The organism is Planktothrix serta PCC 8927, from assembly GCF_900010725.2.
GTDB classification, from domain to species: Bacteria; Cyanobacteriota; Cyanobacteriia; order Cyanobacteriales; family Microcoleaceae; genus Planktothrix; species Planktothrix serta.
The window spans coordinates 111,624-129,981 of sequence record NZ_LR734865.1; the positions used below are offsets into that span (position 1 = coordinate 111,624).

Sequence of the window (18,358 nt, forward strand, 5' to 3'; positions counted from 1 at the left end):
CAATATTACAAGATTTTGTCAATTTTGAAAATATAGCAATCAGCAAGAAGCCTGTTTACAACTTCATTTGTGTCTTTGTGTCTTTGTGGTTAAATTAGACCTGACCCTTCTCAATATCCCAGCACCCAATAGCATCAACCCTAAATAGGATTATAAATCTAATAACCCATATCGTTTTTGTAACTGAAGTAATTTTAATCTCGCCTCCCCAGCATTATCGGCTAAATTGGCAAATTCTAAAAACCGTTTTAACTCTTTTCTTAATAAATTGCGTTCAACTTCTAAGGTATTTCGCTCTAAATCTGGAGGTAAAACAATCATATCAAATAACGTTGCTCGTTCTTTCCCTGGATGGGGTCTTAAAATTCTACCCCGTCGTTGAATAAATTGTCGAGGATTACAACTACTGGCTAAAATTACGGCATTTTGAATCGCTGGAATATCAACGCCTTCATCTAAACAGCGAATTGCAACTAATCCTTGTAATTCTCCTTGTTCAAATTGTTGACGTAATTTTTCCCGTTCAATTAACGGCGTTTCTGCGGTATAAGTATTCACCCGATAGCCTAATTCTGACCCTAATAATTCAACAGTTGCTTCTAATTGTCGAGGAGAATAATCCTCTAAGGTTTCTACACTTCCATCCCCACAATAAAATAAAGTATGAGTTGTTTGTAACCGGGTTTTCATTAACTGGCGTAACGCATCTAATTTATTAGTTGCTGATGCAATTAATCGAGATCTTTGAATTAATAAAGCTGTAATGGTTTCGTTATTTTCCCAGTTTTTATTATCTTCCATTAACGCCCAACCAATCCGAGTAGTTAATCGATGATAAGCTCGACTTTCTGCTTCCGTTAATTCGACTAAAATCGGATAATATAAATACCGAACTAATGCGCCTTGACGAATTGCTTCTGCTAGAGTTAATTCCGGTTGTAAAACAGGCCCAAAATAGTTTAAAATCGCATCGGTTCCACTGTCATCAAAATGCCGTTCAGGAGTCGCAGAAAGGGCTAATCTTAAGCCAATATTTCGAGGTAAACTTTCCTCTAACCGAGGACTCCCTAAATTATGGGCTTCATCTCCCACCATTAACGTTTTTTCGGGAAAATAACGGATTTGAGATTGAAATCCTTCTGAAATTAATGTAGAATTAGTGGTAATAATTGTTAAAAACGGTTGATATCCGGCTCTTAATTGATATAATTCATTAGATAACTGTCGTTGCCAATACTGCACACTTTCAAAGGCTAAAATCGGGTTAAAATTAAATTTTTCCGCCTCTTTTGCCCATTGGGTAACTAAATGGCGATAGGGACAAACAATAATTAACGCTTGTAAACCAATTTTCTGATATAATTCAGTGGCGATCGCTAAAGCTGTAATGGTTTTACCGCTTCCTGTTGCCATTTTTAACGTTCCCCGCCCCCGATTCGCAAACCAGTTATTAACTGCTTGCTGTTGATAGGCTCGTAGATGCAATGAAGGTGGAATTTGAGGAATACAGTTATCAGTCATCAGTTAACAGTTATCAGTTAACAGTTATCAGTTATCAGTGTAAGAGTTAATAATTAACAGTTAATTTATTAACTCTTGATATTATTAAAACACTCAAAAAATCAATCACCATTGCCTATTGCAAGACTGCCTAATTACCCTTCCCAATCAGGACAAGTTTCCGTTTCAGCCCCTGTTGGGTGCATTCCACAAACTAATAAATTTCCTCCATAAACTTGTCCGTGATAATGTTGGCATCCTCGACAAGCCGGGTGTTCTGTTTCTGTCGGTTGAACATAAGTGACAAAGGGATCAAAATGTTCTCCCTCGATATCCAAATCCAGATCAAAATAAATATCAATAATCGGTTCAAAGATATCATTGATACATTCATCAAGTTCAGGAAGAATTTTATTTTGTACCTCATCGGTCATTTCTTCCGAGATCTTGGTGAGTTCGCCCAACATTTCGTTAAATTCTTCAGTCACGTCTGTAAAAAACTTCTCCATGTCCGAAACTGCTGTTTCAATTGCTTCTACAATACTTTTTGACCACTCTTCCATGGGACTGATAACCCGTTATCTGAATAAACTTTATAAAATATAGCAAAAAATAGCTACACTAGAATTCTAGTATAGCGCGAATTAGTTAACGATTAACCGGGAATTTTTTTGCCGGGTTGACCCCGATTATCCCTTGGCTATTGCTGTAAACGACGCAACTCGTCTTGTAAATCCTGTACCTGTTTTCTTAACTGATCAACACCATCATCCGCCTTAGCAGAGTCATCATCATCTAAAATTTCAATTCGGCGCGGTTCAGGCTTTTGGGATGAAGTCGGAGGTTCGTTCGTCGGTTGTTGAACTTGCTGAATTGTATCTTCCACAAAACGACGCGCTTCTTCAGTTGTCATTTCGCCCCGTTTAACTAGCTCATCGGCTAATTTTTGGGCATCTGTGCGTAATTCTGCTAGGGTTTTACTGGCTTTTTCTCCAGCATAGGAGGCTAAACCCACCCCCAAATAAACGGCTTTTTGGAAAAGATCTCCGAAACCCGGCATAACCACTCCAGCTTTCTAAAAGAAATATTACTAATTACAGATTCAATAAAATCGTGTAAAAAAAGTGACCCGGAGTTTACGCCTATCAGAAGCATCCCGTATTGCTGCCACCTTCCGGTTCTGACAAGGTTTGGGCGTTCTAATCGCATAAGTCCAGGTCATTTATTAGTATAACACAGTTTTTTATTCTGCAACCAAACACCATTGATAAAGTTCGTAGGTCACACAGCCATTCTGAATCAAAGGGTCTTCCGCAACAATTTTTTCCGCTTCCGCCAAGGACTCAGCTTGAAAAATCAACATCCCTCCCCCTCGATGAGCCCAATAGCCACTCCGAGCTTGATGACCTTTGGCAATTAATTCCTTAACTTGACACTCCCTGCGCTCTCTGCGGCAGGGATTCTACATTCTACGTCAGAATTTGCTCTAACAGGCTTTCACCAATTAGAGTAGAGACTCCAACTCCTGTAGCGTTAATTCGGGAATGCCCTTCCCTATTTTTAGCTGAATTCAAAATATTTTTAGCAGCGTTTATATCTCTATGAAGTTCGCACCCGCAACGACAAATATGGGTGCGAGTTGATAGAGATTTTTTAACGATTACCCCACAATTACTGCATTTTTGCGAAGTGTAATGGGGTGGAACAGCAATCGCTAATTTATCAAATTTAGCCGCAAAATATTCTATCCATTGTCGAAACAAATACCATCCTGCATCACTAATTGACTTAGCTAAACAGTGGTTTTTAACCAGATTTCTAACACTTAAATCTTCGTAGACGACTACATCGTTTGATGTGCATACGTTACGCGCAATTCTCTTGGCGTGTTCATTCCGTTGTCTACTTACTTTTAAGTGTTTTTTGGCGTAAATTTTTCTGGCTTTCCGTCTTCCCGATGAACCTTTAACCTTTTTGTAAATTTCTCTCTGAGATTTTTTAATAGAGTTTTCTGCTTTCTGGTGAAACTTAGGATTGGGTTCTTGATACCCGTTAGAATCTGTATAGAAAGATTCTATGCCAACATCAAGTCCAATTTCCTTTCCAGTTTTCGGTTGAACATCGGTGACGGCAATATTAAGACAGAACTGGCAGTAATATCCATCAGCACGACGGAGAAGTCTAACTCGTTTAATAGACTTAACTGGGTATTGATGGATATCCCATTTTCCCAGAAGTTTAAGCTCACTAATCCCTTTTTTGTCAGTTATCGTGATTCGTCTTTTAGTTGGATTAAGCACCCAACCCGACGTTTTATATTCAACAGAACGGCAATCTTTCTGGAAACGAGGATATCCTTTCTTTCCAGTTTTTTTGGATTTACAATTTTCGTAAAAACGAGAAATTGCCAACCATGCTCGTTCCGTAGCAGCTTGTACTGCCATTGAGTTTAAGTCTTTGACAAAAGTGAACTCCGAACGAAGTTCTGTAGAATACTTATTTAAAGCAAATCGATCAATTTTGGTATCTTTAGGTGCGTCCATCCAGTAACGAATTGACTTGTTTCTGATGAACTGTACCGTTTTAATCGCTTCATCAATCGCTCTGCACTGATGGGGCTTTGCTTTAACTTTGTATTCGAGAACTATCATTGATTCGACCTCTCAATGGGTTGTTTGCTTGCTACTATCAACCTTAACACAGTAAACTGATTTTGTCGATTAAAACAAGGAAACAACCAAAAATGAAGCTAAAGGCTATAGATTACAAGCATTACAACCATTCAGTCGGATTGGCTTGTGTTCATATCGTCTGGATTCCAAAAAGAAGAAAGCGTGTGCTAATTGGAGATGTAGCAACACGCTGTCGGGAGATATTTTATGAATTGGCAATTGAGAAAGAATGGGAAATTAAAGCATTAGAAATAGCTCCTGATCATATTCACTTGTTTATCTGCCATCAACCTGATTACGCCATTAGTCAGATTGTGCAAGCTTTTAAAGGGAGATCATCACGTTATTTAAGAAGAGAATTTCCTCATTTGTTAAAACTTCCTAGTCTATGGACTCGCTCATATTTTCATACTACTGCTGGTAGTGTTAGCTCTAAAGTTATTATGGAATATATTAACGATCCTCATCACAATACGCATTAACACACAGGCGCTTAAAAGCGCTGCTTGCCTTCATCCATGAGCTAAAGCTGCATGGTTTTCGGCTGCGTCAATAATAAGCAATATGGGCCGGAATAGATTGATCAAACACCGCTTTTTCTACAATTCCAGTTTCAATTTTGGCAAACCAAGGCATTACTTATCCCTCTACTTATTTGCGAACTTTAGCGGGTAATCGTTTTTGCTGAGGGGGGGTTTTGGGTTTGAGTGCGGGTCGGATGCGAGCTTGAGATCGAATCGTTTCCTGATGTTCTAAAGTATCTTCTTCAAAGTCATCCACCAGAATATCGGCTCCATTGATAATGGCTCCCAACAGTCGCGGACGATATTTTTTCGGATCTTCATCCTCAGTATCCATTAATTTGTCTGTAACTTCACCCAATAATCCCGATGCGGTATAAATTGGACGGGCGACCATCACCATGCCATCGGTGTAGGGCTCCAAGGTTAAAACATCATTATTGCCGTTTAACGCCGGACTATCCACCACTACAAAATCAAACCGATAGCGGACTTCTTCTAATAGACGCCGCAATTCACTCGATTCTAAAATCGTGGCGGGTTGACGCATTGGCCCAGGAGAGGGAATCACATACAAGTTACTCACATCAGGAACTAAACGAATACAACCATATAAATCCCCATAATATTGTAAGGGTTCAATCAAACTTTGAGGGTCAAGAGTTAATCCTAAAGATTCGACTTGAGAAGGCGATCGCAAATCTGCTTCAATTAATAACGTGCGCTTACCACTACGAGCCGCAGCGATCGCTAAATTATACGCACTTAAAGTTTTTCCTTCTGAATTTCCTACACTGGTAATTAAAATAACCTTCGGAGATTTATTTCCCACCCGTTGTAAATTAGTCCGAACTTTTTCATAAAATTCCAAATAAGCCGAATGGGGTTTTAATAATAAAGGAAATTCATAATCATCTGAGTATAAAAACACCGTTGGCACCACCCCTAAAAGGGGAACTTCTCGTTCTTTAAAAGCCCCCTCAATTTCTTCCCAGGTATAGAATTTTCCACTCAGCATTCCTAATACAAAAATAATCACCGCCCCGCCTAAAATGCCTCCCAGTCCGCCCATAGCCAAAATTAAAGCCATACTCATTGCTTTTGGGGTTTCCACATCAGGAGCTTCCGCTTCTTTGGCAATAGCTAAACTGCTGGTTGTTTCCGCTTCGGCGGCTTGAGCATCCACTAACTTCGCCTGCATTTGATCATACAATGCCTTTTTATAAGCCACCTGCTGTTCTAGGCGTTGTTTTTCCATTTGTTTATTAGGAATTGTAGCATAATTCTGCTTCAAATCTTCTCCGGTTTTTTTCGATCCTTCTAATTGTTGTTCTAAACTTTCCTTTTGACTTTTCAAGGTAATTAAATTTTGAGCTAATTGTTGGCGAGTGGGATCAAGAGATGAATCAACTCGAATTTGATCCACTTGACGCAAAGGTGCGGCAATTCCATCTCCTCCTAACACTTCCGAGGCGCGTTCTTGTAACTGTTGTTCGGCGGCTTGTTGACGTTTAACTAATTCTGCCACAAAGGGATGTTGATCTCGATAATCCTTGCGTAAAACCGCTAATTGTGATTCAATTTCATACAATTGAACCCGCAATTGAGCAATAATTGGATCAGCCGCTAACGCTTGGGAAACAAAGGCTTGATCAGCATTTAAACCCAATTGAGATTCTAAACTTGCCAGTTGAGCATTCAGAGCTTCCAACTGTAATTTCAGGTCTTTTTGCTGTTGTTCATTGCCTAAAATTGCTGCGGGTAACGAACCATTTTCTAAACTTAAAATGGTAGCTCCTTCCCGTTTATCATAATTTTCTAACTCTTTTTCTACCTGTCTGAGTTCTCCTTCGACTGGTTTTAATCGTTCTTGAATTAGAGTAATAATACTATTCAATTGTTGGGTATTAATTACACGGCTTTGTTCCTGCATTTTTTGCATGACGGTATTTACAACCATTACCGCCCGTTCTCGATTCGGATCTTGAAAAGAAACAGTGATTTTCATCGGCGTTCCAGGGCCGTCTTTGGATGCAGAAACTGCGGGTTCTAATTTAATTGATAATTTTTTTTTCAGATCAGTGGGTACAATATTAAATTGTTTGACAATTGGTTCCAAAACACTGGCAGGGACTAACATTTCCAGGGAGAGTTGTTGTCCTTGTTGTTGAATAACCTCACCCGTTTTAGAAAAAATTACCGGACTATTTTGACTCGTCATTAAACCCGTTGCTTTATAGGGAGGAGTGACAGGTGCTTCCATCAACATTGCTACGGCTCCAGAGGCTCCTAACGCCACCATAAACGTAGCAAAACCCGCCCATTTATACTTTTCAAATGCAATTAAATATCGTTTAACTATCGGTAAAGTCATAATTAATTGTTGACGGTTGGCTGTTAACTACTAATGATTTATTTATTATTACTACTGCCACTTCCAGAGGAATTTGGACTAAACAAATTTTCTACCCCGCCCTGTAATTGTTGGAAAAATAGGAGAAATCCGAGAATATCGCGGAAAGGTTGAGTAAAAGTATTTAAAACATAACTGATCTGAGCGACTAAATTCCGATTAACAACAATCACATCATTATCTTGTAACAAAACATTATCCGTTGCATCACCCGCTAATACATTTTTTCCATTCAAAATCTGTCTTGTGGGTTTCCCTGTTTCTGGATCATAACGAATTAAAGCTATTTCCTGCAAATCTGCTAAATTCAAAGGAACGGAGTTCAACACATCAATAAAACTACTCCCATTCGCTAACACCACCGCACCCACTGCATTGATCGGATAACTCAAAATTCTCACCGTAATTTGAGGACTCGCTAAGGTTGATGTCGCAATCAAACGTTGATCATAACCCTCCTGTTCATCCGGTTGCAGTTTGGGGATAATAATCGCATCTCCATTCTGTAAAGACACATTGGGTAAAGCCGTGGCTTCCTGAATGGGAGTATACAAATCCACAATATCCTCCACTAAGCGACCATCCACAGTAATCCGACAAATCAAAACTGACCGTAAATCCGACGTGATTCTAGCACCCCCAGCGGCTTGGATAGCCGTTGTGACTTGTCCGCTTCCAGGAGGAAGTTGATAAAATCCGGGTCGGGTGACATCTCCGACAATCGTTATACTCACAGCCGTTGGGGCGGCGGCCAAACTATAGGTTTCTAAAATATTTCGGGTTGGCCCTTGATAGGCCCGAACCTGTTGGGAGGGAACCACAATCACATCCCCATCTTCGAGTAACACATCCACAGGTCTAACCCCCAGCAACAACGGAGTTAACAAATCCACTTCTGTTTCCACTACCTGATTATTAGCTAAGGTGCGCCGAATTTTAACTATCCGCAAATCGGCTGCTGTTGTAGTTCCTAGGGCTGTTGTCAAAGCAATGGGGAGTTCAGGACTTGCTAAAGGGTAAAATCCGGGTCTGGCGACTTCCCCTGTAATCGTGACTCGCACGGGACGCTGCGTTAATAAGGAGATATTAACCTGGGGATTTTTTACATAAGGATTTAAACGGTTATTAATAATTCCTTGTACCTGTTCCAGGGTTAAATCTTGAACCCGAATCGCCCCAATTAAAGGTAGTAGAATTGCACCATCGGGAGTCACTGTTGTGGTCGGAACACTTAAATCATTAGAGCGTTGGCTATTAATAAACACATCAATATAAAGTTGATCTCCAGGGCCAAGACGGTAATTCGCCCCGCGATTTTCACTCAAACGTTTGAAATAAATATTATCAATTGGAGGTGGAAGGGCTCCAGAACGATCTAAGACCGGATTTCCGGCTCGTTCAAATAGTTGTATGAGTTGCGGCCAGGTGGGTTGAGGAAAGGTAGGCGGTTGCAGTTGCGCCCCCGGATATTGTTGACTGGCGACTTCCTGGGGAATTACACATCTTTCTGGAAGGGTTACAGTTTGGGCTAAAACCCGTTGTTGGGCAGAAAATCCCCACAATAACGCTGAAACCGATACCATCCAACTCGTCGAGTACAGACTGGCTAAAAATAGGGAAGCCGATGTCTTGGCGTAACGTTGATTCATCATCGAAGACAATAGGAAACACAGAACAAGGAATAGGTTATTTGTAGATCACACCCCGATGGCTCAACCCACTCCTCCTGACTCATTCCTTAACTTAAGGAATTGTGGAAACTAAGGCTTCTGCCATTAAAGAAGCTTGTATACTTTCACCCAGGGAGGTCGCCACAGGCCAGACGTCTTGAATATTACCCAAGGGTTTAATCGGAATCAAAAGACAGACCGCCACCCAGGGAGCGCGATTTCGACTGAGTTGAGCCCAACGATCAGCCCAAAACCAATGACTCAGTGCTGGATGTCCACCGTTTGGCCAAGCGTACCAGCGAGCAACGGCATAGGTTTGGGTTGCAGTCCAAGCTTTAAAAAATTGGACTTCAACTTCAACGGGGTCTAAGTCCTCAGAGGTGGATTTTACAGAAAAGCGATCGCGTTGATACTCATCGGTTTTCCACCCTAGAAATCCGTTAATATCCATCCAGTCAAGTTGGGGCTGATCTTTATAGTAATTTTGGGTTAATAACAGCACTGTTGCAGTTTGGTTGTCTCGTTTTACCTCTTGTTGTAACCACTGTTTATTTCCAATTTGGAGTGATTGAATTTTAACCGTTTGCCATCCCGGAAGAGTTAAACCTTCTTTTCTAATCGTTTGCAGTTGGGGTAGGGTTTTGAGTTGTGGCATATCGAGCCATGACCATTTTTGGCTGATGTAGCCTGGAAGTGCAGCACCAATTAATAATATCGTCATCAAGATGACAATAATAATTTTAGATTGTTGCTGTCGCAGTTTCAGCGATAAAATCATATCGGTAATGAGGGAACAGGGAACAGGGAACAGGGAACAGGGAATTGAGCTTATGGAATCGAGAAGCGACATAAGAGATAAGCCAACTGTTCACCCGCAATAACTACGATTCGGAATCAATGGCAGTATAATGTTGTAATCCATTAATTAATACCACTAATAAACCCAGCATACACGCTGAATATAAATCTCCTCCCCAACCTTCATGCAGCCATGAGAATAACCCATTTTGACCCGTTCCATGAAACAGTGCTAACAGGGTGTTGCGAATAATATTAGCAACAATGCTGATTAAAGCCGCACTCACTAAGAAAAAAATACTGAGATTTCTGTTAGCCAAAAGTCCCGTCCAATACAGTAACATTAATCCCACATAGAGACTGGTAAATAACATTTTTAACCCCGCACAGTGGGGGGCTACTTCAACAATCTGATCATTCACAAACAGATAAATTTGTTCTACGCTAACATCTAAATTAAATTGGGTGAGAACAAATCCGGCAACCTGAGCAATAAATTTCTGCAAGGGTAATGCGAAGGGTTCTATTAAATAGGGTAAATGATTGGGTGTTGCCAGTAAGACAAAAATCAAGGCTATTCCCATTAATTTTAAACCGGAAATTCCCTTAAAATGGATACAAAGTCCGGTCAACATTAAAGGAAATGAAAGATTAACTAAATCCCCTAAACCACTCCAATAAAAAATACTAGCAATTACCAGTAATACCAGCCCTAATGGATGGTTCATATTCGGTAACTCTTTCCATTGCTGCCGTTTTGTCCAAACAATATAAGCTGCAAAGGGTAAACCAATTAAACCATGACTAAAATATTCATGCTCGATGCCAATATTTTTATTGAGCCAGCCATCGTACCAATGAATTAAAAGCGGTGCATACAACAACACCATCAATAAAACAATAATCCAATTTAATAAATATTGTTCAATGGCGATCGGAATTTTACGATTGAGTTGCATAATTAGTGTTGACGGTTGACGGTTGACGGTTGACGGTTGACTGTTCCTCTCCTCCTGCTCCCCCTGCTTCCCCTGCTCCCCTACGCACCAATAGCAGACTGAATGGCGGTAAAGACGTGATTAATTTGGTTGGTTGTTACCCCTGGATACATCGGTAAGGATAAAATTTGTTGACTTAATTTTTCCGTTTGGGGGAAGTTCCCTTCTTTGTAGCCTAAATTTTGATAAGCGGGTTGAAGATGGCAAGGAATAGGATAATGAATCCCAACTTGTATTCCCTGTTCCGTGAGTTTATCTTTGAGGGTATCGCGGTCAATGGCACATTCCTCCGTTACACGAATAACATAAAGATGGTAAACATGACCATCCGCACTCTGATTTTCAATCGGAATAATACCCTTTTCTCGGAGTAACAGAAGAGACGCATCGTATTTTTCCGCCACAAAATTGCGATCGCGGTTCCAAGTATTCAAATGGGGTAACTTAACATTCAGAATAGCAGCTTGTAAACTATCGAGACGGCTATTCGTTCCCTGTTCGGTATGCAAGTATTTTTGAGGAGCACCATAATTTCTTAAACACCGGAGATTTTGAGCAACAGTTTCATTCTGGGTAACAACTATTCCCCCATCCCCAAAACAACCTAAATTTTTACTGGGATAAAAACTAAACGCTGCGGCTAACCCAATACTTCCCGCACAATAACTTTCTCGCTCGGCTAAGTGCGCCTGGGCTGCATCTTCAAAAATAATTAAATTATGGGCTTTCGCAAAAGCAAAGAGTTGATGAGGGGAAACCATTTGGCCATAGAGATGTACCGGAATAATGGCTTTGGTTTTTTGAGTAACAACTTGAGCCGCTTGATTGAGATCAATTAAAGCCATACAGGGATCACAATCAACTAATACCGGAGTGGCCCCGGCGTGTAATACTCCTATCAGTGTAGCAATAAAGGTATTGGCTGGCACGAGAACTTCATCTCCCGGTTGAATTCCACAGGCTTGTAAACCGAGAGCGATCGCATCCGTTCCACAAGCCACTCCCACCCCATACCGAACCCCACAAGCTTTAGCAAAGCCGATTTCAAATTCGGTTACAGCGTGACCTAAAATAAAGTCGCCCTTATCAATCACAGCCTGGAGCGCGGCTTGAATTTCAGGTTTAAGGGGATCGTGGATTAAACTCAAATCTACAAAGGGAACAGGAGTTAGGGTGCTAGTCATATCAACCATCAGCATATATTGGCAAGACCAGCATAACTTAGGGTGTTGGCTGTTGACAGTTGATTGTTGACTGTTGGCTGTTGACTGTTGACTGTTAGCGAGCGAGGACGCTTCCCCTGCTTCCCTGCTCTAGGAGTCAAAAGGAATAGAAATTAATAGGAATAAATCTGTCAAGAGGATGGTAACAAAACTTAGCTAAATTAGAAATAATTTGTTACATTCAAGGGAACTTGAACGCCAAATTTAACGGATATTTAATTATGTTTTCTCGATTCATTCCGAAACCTCCTCCTCTAGCAGCAAAAGCGCGTGTTTATGACCTCAAAACCCGTTTGGACTGGGGCGAACCTGCATTAACTATTATTGATGTCCGTGACTTAAATAGCTTCAATCACTGCCATATTCAAGGCGCAATTCGTATGCCTCTTGATAGTCTTCCCGAACAGGTTTTGTCGAATTTAGAACTGAACCGTGATATTTATATTTACGGCGAAAGTGATGAAAAAACGGCTGAAGCCGCAGCAAAACTTCGTGAAGTTGGATTTAAAAAAGTTGCTGAACTCATCGGAGGTTTAGCAGGATGGCAAGCCGTTGGTTATCCGGTAGAAGCAATTAGTGCAGTTGTTGGTTGACAATTGTAAATGAATCTATTTTTTGTTGGGCTTTATCCCTCTGAATTTTGGGGATAAAGCCCAACAACGAAGTTTTTGAAATTAATAATAATTCTGTTTTTTTAGGGCTTTTTTCCTGGGTTTATAAATATTCAATCTTCAACTGACTCAACGTGGCGAACATTGAAAGGGTATGATTTGGACGTCCTGACCCCAACAGGGCGAAACTTTCGATAGAATTGTTGTGGTAAAATTCAGAATAGAATCCACAAAATCTGAAATATGAGGGTCTGGTTAGCTGTAGGGGTTTGGAAACCAAATCCGTTGCCAGGGGTTAAAAAGCACGAAAACGACTAACTCAGTTCGTCCAGTCTTAAGCCAACCCATAAGGCCCTTCATCGTCTACACTTAATCTCGATAACAAGGGAAACCAGGAAAACTATGCCGCAATTGAATCTGACTGATCCCAATGTCAACGGGAATCTCCAATCTACATCCCCTCCCGTTACAGGCGATCGCACCCCTTCCCAACAGCACGGTGATCATCGGGATCAAGCCTCAGACCATAAGGTAGTTCAAGCCATTCAACCACTCGAACTCGATTTAGACGCTGTGAATCAGCAATTGGCTGATGCGGATGGTCTTAATGTTGTCCAGTGGGCAGCCGAAGCCTTTGGGGAGGGTTTGGTGATGAGTACCAGCTTTGGAATTCAATCGGCGGTGATGCTGCATTTAGTGACTCGTGTTGTTCCTAATATTCCGATTGTTTGGGTTGATACGGGTTATTTACCCACAGAAACTTATATTTTTGCTGAAGAGTTAACACAACGCCTCAATTTGAATTTAAAAGTCTATCAATCTCCCATCAGTCCGGCGCGAATGGAAGCTTTACATGGCCGATTATGGGAAAAAAATGACGTCGAAGCCTTAAACTATTACGATAAAATTCGCAAAGTTGAACCGATGCAACGGGCTTTACAAGAATTAAACGCAACGGCTTGGTTAGCAGGATTACGCGCAGATCAAACCCATCATCGCAAAACCTTAAATCGAGTCATTAAACAGTCGGGGCGATACAAAGTTCATCCGATTCTCTCTTGGAATTCTAGGGATATTTATCAATATTTAACGGCCCATGATTTACCCTACCATCCCTATTTTGATCTGGGTTATACGACCGTCGGAGATTGGCATTCTAGCCGTCCATTAATGGCAACAGATGAAAATGAACGGGATACTCGTTTCCAAGGTTTAAAACAAGAATGTGGTTTACATTTACCTCAAACGGAAGAAGAAGCCAAAAGTTTGGATTCTTCTTCATTGTAATTTGAGCATTTAATTGGGTTGGGAAGCGATCGCTTTGATGATGGTTTGATTATTTAATTGGGGTTGGGGTTGGTGCTACGGGTTGGGGATGCGATCGCACTCAATTTATATTAAAAATTTTTGATCAAATTGTAGGGTGCGTAAGCTCCGCGCACGCACCAATATTAAATCACCATCACAGAGACATTTATTATGCTCTCAATTGATTGTCAGCGNTAGCGCTACGCATTACGGTTAGGACATTTTTAAACCATGAAACCCTTTTAATTCTTCCTGTTCCCTGTTCCCTGTTCCCTGTTCCCTGTTCAAGTAGCGCTATAGCAATCATTAAGCTGTTAACCCTCTAAAACAGCTTAACAGCTTAACGATTCACTCATGACTGATAACTGATAACTGATAATTGATAACTGACAACGCCCCACGATCGAGGTAACGGGGAATCACTACTTTCTTCAGTCTGCTGAATTGGTACTAATGTGGAGTCCGTTGAACGGATGAGCATTTCACCACGTCCTAGCGCCAAGCGCCATTGGCGTCCGATTTTCCAAGCATGAAATTTGATAGCATTCCACCGAGGATTAACAGGATATCCTGCATACCCAGAACGTAAAGCAGGAATGCAAACATCATCAAGGGGAGTATACACAAATACTCCTTCAACTAATTGCACTTTTTTGAGTTTATTTTGATTTTGCTTGAACATGGGTGTCACCTCCTTTCTGTTTTATAGGGGTTTACTTGTGCAAACAGTCTGATATTCCCCTTTACCCAAGTAAAGCGGTTTTGGGTTGATTAAAATCCCTGAAAAGCACCCCTTTATTTTTGAGTGTTTCTACAGCGTTTTAAGGATGCAAAAACATGACTAATAAAGGTAAGTTGAAGTTACCTAGAGGGTATGATCTCCCCAAGATGACTGAGAATATTTGACTTTAGAGTTCGGGTATGCTTTACCCTACTTTTGGAGAGGATTTAAAAAATTTGACGTTTTGAACTTTGCTACGTCTTGAATTGCCGTTGACGATGGGTTTAAGGTTATCGTCAGCGATATATTTTTGCTAACTCTAGTTAACAAGGGAGTCTGAAAGGTCATCCCCCATACAGGGTATATCTATCTTCATCGCGCCGATGATGGATTCAGCGCTGACCCTGATTTTGTATCCTTGTATCCTTGTGCGATACTTTTGAGATCGATCACTACCCTGATATCCAGGTTTAATGTAATACTCTGGGAATTCAAACCTGCTTCATTATATCTTAAATTGTTGCAAATTAATAGCACCAATAGGAATAAACTGCTAATCTCAGGATTAACAGTTTCTAATGAATGGGATATTGAGGAAGAAGATTCCTAAGCGGTTGCTTGGGTGAGTTCTTGCCAGCGTTGATGCCACAGTTGCATTGCAGTTTCGCCTTCGGGTAAGTCGGCAAATTCTTGACTTTGTTGTTGGAGTTCGGGAGCTAACCGTTCTAAGGCATCGAAGCTATTACAATAATGTAAAATGGTTTTCCAGCTATCTCGCCATTGTTGACAGGTTTGTTGACGCTCCCGCAGGGGTCTAAGACGTTCTTCTTCTTGCGCTTGTCGTTGGACTTCCCGTTTGAATTGTTGGGATTTTTGGGCATAAGCAGAACGCCATTCTTCCAACACCAAGGGGTTATACTGCGTTTGATAGTGCTTGACTTCTAAACTCAGCATTTCCCCTAATTGCTCTAAGCTGGAGCGATCGCTACAATTTTGAATGGCATCTAACCCCGTTTCTGTCCACAGGGGTAAACGACGGTAACTCACGAAAACCGCCTTTTTGTGTTGAATTTTTACCCAAATTTGATGATGCCAGAATTCTAGGCGCTCAATGTGTCGGGGTGCGATACTGAGTAAGGTGGCAACTTCCAGCCAAACACGGGCTAGGGGCCATTGACTCGGAACAATAACTCCAGCCTTAATTAAATTCTGAGACATGGGCAAACACCTAGATTCTGGACGATAATTTTCCCAAATACTAGATATAGTGTTTTTATTGGGATTTATCCGCAATTATATCCTATATCTGGTGTTTAGTCTAGTTATTGCCGAAGAAAAAAGGAAGCTGAGGGAAGGGATCGGAAAAATTTGTAGTGTAGGATACTGCAATTTGATCAACAGCGTTGTTGACAACAGACTCTATACAATAGCAGAAGTTGACACCGTTGACAAGGTTCAAGTTTTGGACATCGAGGATTTGGTTTTTAAGAAGGATAAACCATGAAAATTAATAAAATCCATCACATTGCAATTATTTGTTCTAATTATCAAAAATCAAAGGATTTTTATGTCAATCTTTTAGGGTTTGAAATTATTGCCGAAACTTTTAGAGAAAAACGGAATTCTTATAAGTTAGATTTGCGAGTGGGAACCCAAGATCAGATAGAGCTATTTTCCTTTCCCAATCCTCCTCAACGACCCAATCAACCAGAAGCTTGTGGTTTAAGACATTTAGCTTTTGAAGTCGATAATATTGATCAAACTGTTGCTGAATTATTAGCAAAGGGAATAATAGTAGAACCCATCCGCACAGATGAAATCACAGGAAAACGATATACATTTTTTCAAGATCCAGATAATTTACCCTTAGAAATTTATCAAAAAAATATTGATTTTGTTGATTGATAAAAGATCAGTGGGTTACAGCATATTTTGAACATTAATCAATGATTGAGTTCAATATTTTCTACACCTAACCCACCTTAAAATTAATCTCGAATCACAGAAGCACTGCCGTGAGCTTGTTGCCACAGGTGATAGAGTAAAGATTCAGTGCGATCGCCTAAAACAGTCAGAAAAATTCCATTTTCACCCTCTGGATCAACGGTAATCCAAGTTCCCGTTAAACTGACTTCAATAGTTTCTGTATCCGCCACACATAACGCGATCGCTTCTGAGCGTTGTAGACGAATAGCCGCCTCTAACATCGATAAAGTGGAGATATTGACAGGTAAAAGAAATGAGGCAGAACTCGGTTCAACGACCATTGTTTGGCCCATTCGCATTGCCAACTTTACTCGCAGCGCCACCAGTTGTTCTGGAGATTGACTCAGACGCTCGATATGAAAGGCTGTTTCGGTATAAGTTAACTTCAGCATTGATTGATCAATCCCTTTTCACAAAAGGCAAGGGTTTGTTGACGGTTGACGGTTGACGGTTGACGGTTAACTGTTAACTAACAACTGACTGCCTACCTTCCTTGCCAGAAATATTCGGCGAAAGCAACAACAGGGTGGATAGGTGCTTTGGGCTTCGTGCGTAACGGCATTCGAGCTTCTTCAGGGGTGCGACTCCCTTTAACAGTATTGCAACGTTCACAAGCCGTGACCACGTTATCCCAGGTATGAGTACCCCCACGAGAACGGGGAAAGACATGATCGATGGTTAATCGTTTGGAACTCCCGCAATATTGGCAGCATTGATGATCTCGGCGCAGAATTTCCCGACGGTTTACCGGGGGAACTTTCCAAATCCGTTCTTGACCTGCCATGGTTAAGCGAATATGTGCCGGAACGTGAAGCACGGTACTGGGAGAATGGACGAACCAGCCAGCTTCATTGGAATTGAGATCCAAAGGTTCAGCTTTTCCGGTCACTAACAACGCTATTGCCCGTTTGATATTGACTTGACTCATGGGCAAATAATTTTGGGAGAATACGACCACAGATTGCCTTAATACGTCAGTTGGGCTGGTCACGGTTTTACTCCATTTAGGCTTACTGATACACACACAAACCCCCGCCTGTTTTTCTGATCAGGAAGCGGGGGTTCAACCAAGTCCGGTTTGAGCTTGGGTGCAGGTACAGTTCATATCCATCTGTACCTCCCGCTTTGTTGATAAAACAAGGATGGTGCAATCATCAGAGGGTTAAAGTGAAATTGCTTGGATATCCTTGATTGATCTGCTTCTAATAGATCACTATAACCACTGCTTGACTGGCCCTCATTAATCGAGGTTCCGGTTTCATGATTCCGGGTGACTCCACTGAATGAGCCCGAACCCTTGAAATGATTGGAATTTTGCCAGAGTGTGGATAAGTTGATCACTTGAAACCTAAACCTCGATATATAGCAGGGAACAGGGAACAGGGAACAGGGAACAGGGAACAGGGAACAGGGAACACCGGAGGAAAAGACTTCACTGTCTAGGTTTCAGTGTCACTCTTTGTCCTAATAGGTCTGGCGACTGCTATAGATAGTTTTAATCTCACGTTATTTATACTACACTAATATTACAGAGATGTCTACCTATTCATGGAGAAAAAATTATGTATACCCTTCCTCGAACTTCAACAACGGATATGGAAGTCACAAGCATTCGCCTGGAACGGGAACTCAAAGAAAGATTAAAAGGACTAGCAAAGAACAAAGGCTATCAAGCACTGATTCGAGACATACTATGGAATTATGTCCAACAAAAATCGGGAGATTATCGACCATCGTTGACCAGAGAAGATATTCGCGCCCATATTTCCGCCATTGCTGAACAGGAGGAACGCTGTGTCTTAACCGGAACAATTATTCGACCCAAAGAGGAAATGTTTTTAGGACTCACGTTTCAAGGCGATATGGTTCCCCTTAGTTTAAACAGTTTAGATGGCTAGTTAGAAACGGTTGACGGTTGACTGTTAGCTGCGAATAGT

General features: G+C 41.1%; 18 protein-coding genes, 1 other RNA gene and 1 pseudogene. 5 read left to right on the forward strand and 15 right to left on the reverse strand.

Going from position 1 to position 18,358, the window contains the following annotated elements; all coding sequences use genetic code 11:
- Nucleotides 1-150: 150 nt before the first annotated feature.
- The 6 genes and pseudogenes from PL8927_RS09675 to PL8927_RS09700 all read right to left on the reverse strand — a co-directional run bounded on the left by PL8927_RS09675 (nt 151) and on the right by PL8927_RS09700 (nt 4,151).
- Nucleotides 151-1,521, reverse strand: a complete 1,371-nt coding sequence (locus tag PL8927_RS09675; protein WP_083620493.1) for a DNA phosphorothioation system restriction enzyme — start codon at nt 1,519-1,521, stop codon at nt 151-153.
- 134 nt (nt 1,522-1,655) lie between these two features.
- A complete protein-coding gene (locus PL8927_RS09680) occupies nt 1,656-2,063 on the reverse strand; it encodes a hypothetical protein (protein ID WP_083620497.1) in 408 nt (135 codons plus the stop codon).
- 137 nt (nt 2,064-2,200) lie between these two features.
- On the reverse strand, nt 2,201-2,560 hold the full coding sequence (locus PL8927_RS09685) for a phasin family protein (RefSeq protein ID WP_083620502.1): 360 nt from the start codon (nt 2,558-2,560) through the stop codon (nt 2,201-2,203).
- Between the two features lie 63 nt (nt 2,561-2,623).
- Nucleotides 2,624-2,720: signal recognition particle sRNA small type (gene ffs / locus PL8927_RS09690), an RNA gene on the reverse strand.
- Between the two features lie 23 nt (nt 2,721-2,743).
- A pseudogene (locus PL8927_RS09695) lies at nt 2,744-2,929 on the reverse strand (YciI family protein); the annotation flags it as partial.
- A gap of 40 nt (nt 2,930-2,969) precedes the next feature.
- Complete coding sequence (locus tag PL8927_RS09700) at nt 2,970-4,151, reverse strand: RNA-guided endonuclease InsQ/TnpB family protein (RefSeq protein WP_083620509.1); 1,182 nt, start codon at nt 4,149-4,151, stop codon at nt 2,970-2,972.
- Nucleotides 4,152-4,243: 92 nt separating this feature from the next.
- Here PL8927_RS09700 and tnpA point away from each other — a divergent pair, with 92 nt between their 5' ends.
- A complete protein-coding gene (gene tnpA, locus PL8927_RS09705; RefSeq protein WP_083618782.1) occupies nt 4,244-4,654 on the forward strand; it encodes an IS200/IS605 family transposase in 411 nt (136 codons plus the stop codon).
- A 169-nt stretch (nt 4,655-4,823) separates the two neighbouring features.
- On the opposite strand, the gene PL8927_RS09710 is transcribed toward tnpA, so the two are convergent.
- The 5 genes from PL8927_RS09710 to PL8927_RS09730 all read right to left on the reverse strand — a co-directional run bounded on the left by PL8927_RS09710 (nt 4,824) and on the right by PL8927_RS09730 (nt 11,756).
- Nucleotides 4,824-7,067: a GumC family protein gene (locus PL8927_RS09710; RefSeq protein ID WP_083620513.1), complete on the reverse strand. Its 2,244-nt coding sequence runs from the start codon at nt 7,065-7,067 to the stop codon at nt 4,824-4,826.
- 38 nt (nt 7,068-7,105) lie between these two features.
- On the reverse strand, nt 7,106-8,755 hold the full coding sequence (locus PL8927_RS09715) for a polysaccharide biosynthesis/export family protein (RefSeq protein ID WP_231505970.1): 1,650 nt from the start codon (nt 8,753-8,755) through the stop codon (nt 7,106-7,108).
- Between the two features lie 94 nt (nt 8,756-8,849).
- Nucleotides 8,850-9,554 (reverse strand): cyanoexosortase B system-associated protein, encoded by a 705-nt coding sequence (locus tag PL8927_RS09720; RefSeq protein ID WP_197047369.1) that lies wholly within the window; start codon nt 9,552-9,554, stop codon nt 8,850-8,852.
- A gap of 103 nt (nt 9,555-9,657) precedes the next feature.
- The gene (gene crtB, locus PL8927_RS09725) at nt 9,658-10,533 is read right to left on the reverse strand and encodes a cyanoexosortase B (RefSeq protein ID WP_083620527.1); all 876 of its coding nucleotides are present in this window, start codon (nt 10,531-10,533) and stop codon (nt 9,658-9,660) included.
- Between the two features lie 80 nt (nt 10,534-10,613).
- Complete coding sequence (locus PL8927_RS09730) at nt 10,614-11,756, reverse strand: DegT/DnrJ/EryC1/StrS family aminotransferase (protein WP_083620531.1); 1,143 nt, start codon at nt 11,754-11,756, stop codon at nt 10,614-10,616.
- A 260-nt stretch (nt 11,757-12,016) separates the two neighbouring features.
- Here PL8927_RS09730 and PL8927_RS09735 point away from each other — a divergent pair, with 260 nt between their 5' ends.
- Nucleotides 12,017-12,388, forward strand: coding sequence for a rhodanese-like domain-containing protein (locus tag PL8927_RS09735; protein ID WP_083620534.1), 372 nt, complete (start codon nt 12,017-12,019; stop codon nt 12,386-12,388).
- 420 nt (nt 12,389-12,808) lie between these two features.
- Nucleotides 12,809-13,693: a phosphoadenosine phosphosulfate reductase gene (gene cysH, locus PL8927_RS09740; RefSeq protein WP_083620538.1), complete on the forward strand. Its 885-nt coding sequence runs from the start codon at nt 12,809-12,811 to the stop codon at nt 13,691-13,693.
- Nucleotides 13,694-14,066: 373 nt separating this feature from the next.
- Here the strand turns inward: cysH and PL8927_RS09745 are convergent, their stop codons facing one another.
- Nucleotides 14,067-14,396 (reverse strand): hypothetical protein, encoded by a 330-nt coding sequence (locus PL8927_RS09745; protein ID WP_083620542.1) that lies wholly within the window; start codon nt 14,394-14,396, stop codon nt 14,067-14,069.
- Nucleotides 14,397-15,041: 645 nt separating this feature from the next.
- Nucleotides 15,042-15,653, reverse strand: a complete 612-nt coding sequence (locus PL8927_RS09750; RefSeq protein ID WP_083620545.1) for a hypothetical protein — start codon at nt 15,651-15,653, stop codon at nt 15,042-15,044.
- Between the two features lie 282 nt (nt 15,654-15,935).
- On the opposite strand from PL8927_RS09750, the gene gloA2 reads away from it, so the two are divergent.
- The gene (gloA2, locus tag PL8927_RS09755; protein ID WP_083620552.1) at nt 15,936-16,340 is read left to right on the forward strand and encodes an SMU1112c/YaeR family gloxylase I-like metalloprotein; all 405 of its coding nucleotides are present in this window, start codon (nt 15,936-15,938) and stop codon (nt 16,338-16,340) included.
- 83 nt (nt 16,341-16,423) lie between these two features.
- Here the strand turns inward: gloA2 and PL8927_RS09760 are convergent, their stop codons facing one another.
- Both PL8927_RS09760 and PL8927_RS09765 read right to left on the reverse strand, forming a co-directional pair.
- Nucleotides 16,424-16,813: an alr0857 family protein gene (locus PL8927_RS09760; protein WP_083620555.1), complete on the reverse strand. Its 390-nt coding sequence runs from the start codon at nt 16,811-16,813 to the stop codon at nt 16,424-16,426.
- A 92-nt stretch (nt 16,814-16,905) separates the two neighbouring features.
- The gene (locus PL8927_RS09765) at nt 16,906-17,412 is read right to left on the reverse strand and encodes an HNH endonuclease (RefSeq protein ID WP_083620559.1); all 507 of its coding nucleotides are present in this window, start codon (nt 17,410-17,412) and stop codon (nt 16,906-16,908) included.
- Nucleotides 17,413-17,983: 571 nt separating this feature from the next.
- Here PL8927_RS09765 and PL8927_RS09770 point away from each other — a divergent pair.
- Nucleotides 17,984-18,319 carry a ribbon-helix-helix domain-containing protein gene (locus tag PL8927_RS09770; RefSeq protein WP_083620562.1) on the forward strand — a complete coding sequence of 112 codons (336 nt, stop codon included), beginning with the start codon at nt 17,984-17,986 and terminating at the stop codon, nt 18,317-18,319.
- Nucleotides 18,320-18,358: the final 39 nt, after the last annotated feature.

What these genes read in the sequence shown, in the direction of transcription:
- PL8927_RS09685 (WP_083620502.1), bottom strand. Translation starts at nt 2,560, where the DNA reads ATGCCGGGTTTCGGAGATCTTTTCCAAAAAGCCGTTTATTTGGGGGTG.
- PL8927_RS09715 (WP_231505970.1), bottom strand. Translation starts at nt 8,755, where the DNA reads ATGAATCAACGTTACGCCAAGACATCGGCTTCCCTATTTTTAGCCAGT.
- PL8927_RS09700 (WP_083620509.1), bottom strand. Translation starts at nt 4,151, where the DNA reads ATGATAGTTCTCGAATACAAAGTTAAAGCAAAGCCCCATCAGTGCAGA.
- PL8927_RS09675 (WP_083620493.1), bottom strand. Translation starts at nt 1,521, where the DNA reads ATGACTGATAACTGTATTCCTCAAATTCCACCTTCATTGCATCTACGA.
- PL8927_RS09710 (WP_083620513.1), bottom strand. Translation starts at nt 7,067, where the DNA reads ATGACTTTACCGATAGTTAAACGATATTTAATTGCATTTGAAAAGTAT.
- PL8927_RS09760 (WP_083620555.1), bottom strand. Translation starts at nt 16,813, where the DNA reads ATGCTGAAGTTAACTTATACCGAAACAGCCTTTCATATCGAGCGTCTG.
- PL8927_RS09735 (WP_083620534.1), top strand. Translation starts at nt 12,017, where the DNA reads ATGTTTTCTCGATTCATTCCGAAACCTCCTCCTCTAGCAGCAAAAGCG.
- PL8927_RS09680 (WP_083620497.1), bottom strand. Translation starts at nt 2,063, where the DNA reads ATGGAAGAGTGGTCAAAAAGTATTGTAGAAGCAATTGAAACAGCAGTT.
- crtB (WP_083620527.1), bottom strand. Translation starts at nt 10,533, where the DNA reads ATGCAACTCAATCGTAAAATTCCGATCGCCATTGAACAATATTTATTA.
- PL8927_RS09750 (WP_083620545.1), bottom strand. Translation starts at nt 15,653, where the DNA reads ATGTCTCAGAATTTAATTAAGGCTGGAGTTATTGTTCCGAGTCAATGG.
- PL8927_RS09770 (WP_083620562.1), top strand. Translation starts at nt 17,984, where the DNA reads ATGTATACCCTTCCTCGAACTTCAACAACGGATATGGAAGTCACAAGC.
- gloA2 (WP_083620552.1), top strand. Translation starts at nt 15,936, where the DNA reads ATGAAAATTAATAAAATCCATCACATTGCAATTATTTGTTCTAATTAT.
- PL8927_RS09745 (WP_083620542.1), bottom strand. Translation starts at nt 14,396, where the DNA reads ATGTTCAAGCAAAATCAAAATAAACTCAAAAAAGTGCAATTAGTTGAA.
- tnpA (WP_083618782.1), top strand. Translation starts at nt 4,244, where the DNA reads ATGAAGCTAAAGGCTATAGATTACAAGCATTACAACCATTCAGTCGGA.
- PL8927_RS09720 (WP_197047369.1), bottom strand. Translation starts at nt 9,554, where the DNA reads ATGATTTTATCGCTGAAACTGCGACAGCAACAATCTAAAATTATTATT.
- PL8927_RS09730 (WP_083620531.1), bottom strand. Translation starts at nt 11,756, where the DNA reads ATGACTAGCACCCTAACTCCTGTTCCCTTTGTAGATTTGAGTTTAATC.
- cysH (WP_083620538.1), top strand. Translation starts at nt 12,809, where the DNA reads ATGCCGCAATTGAATCTGACTGATCCCAATGTCAACGGGAATCTCCAA.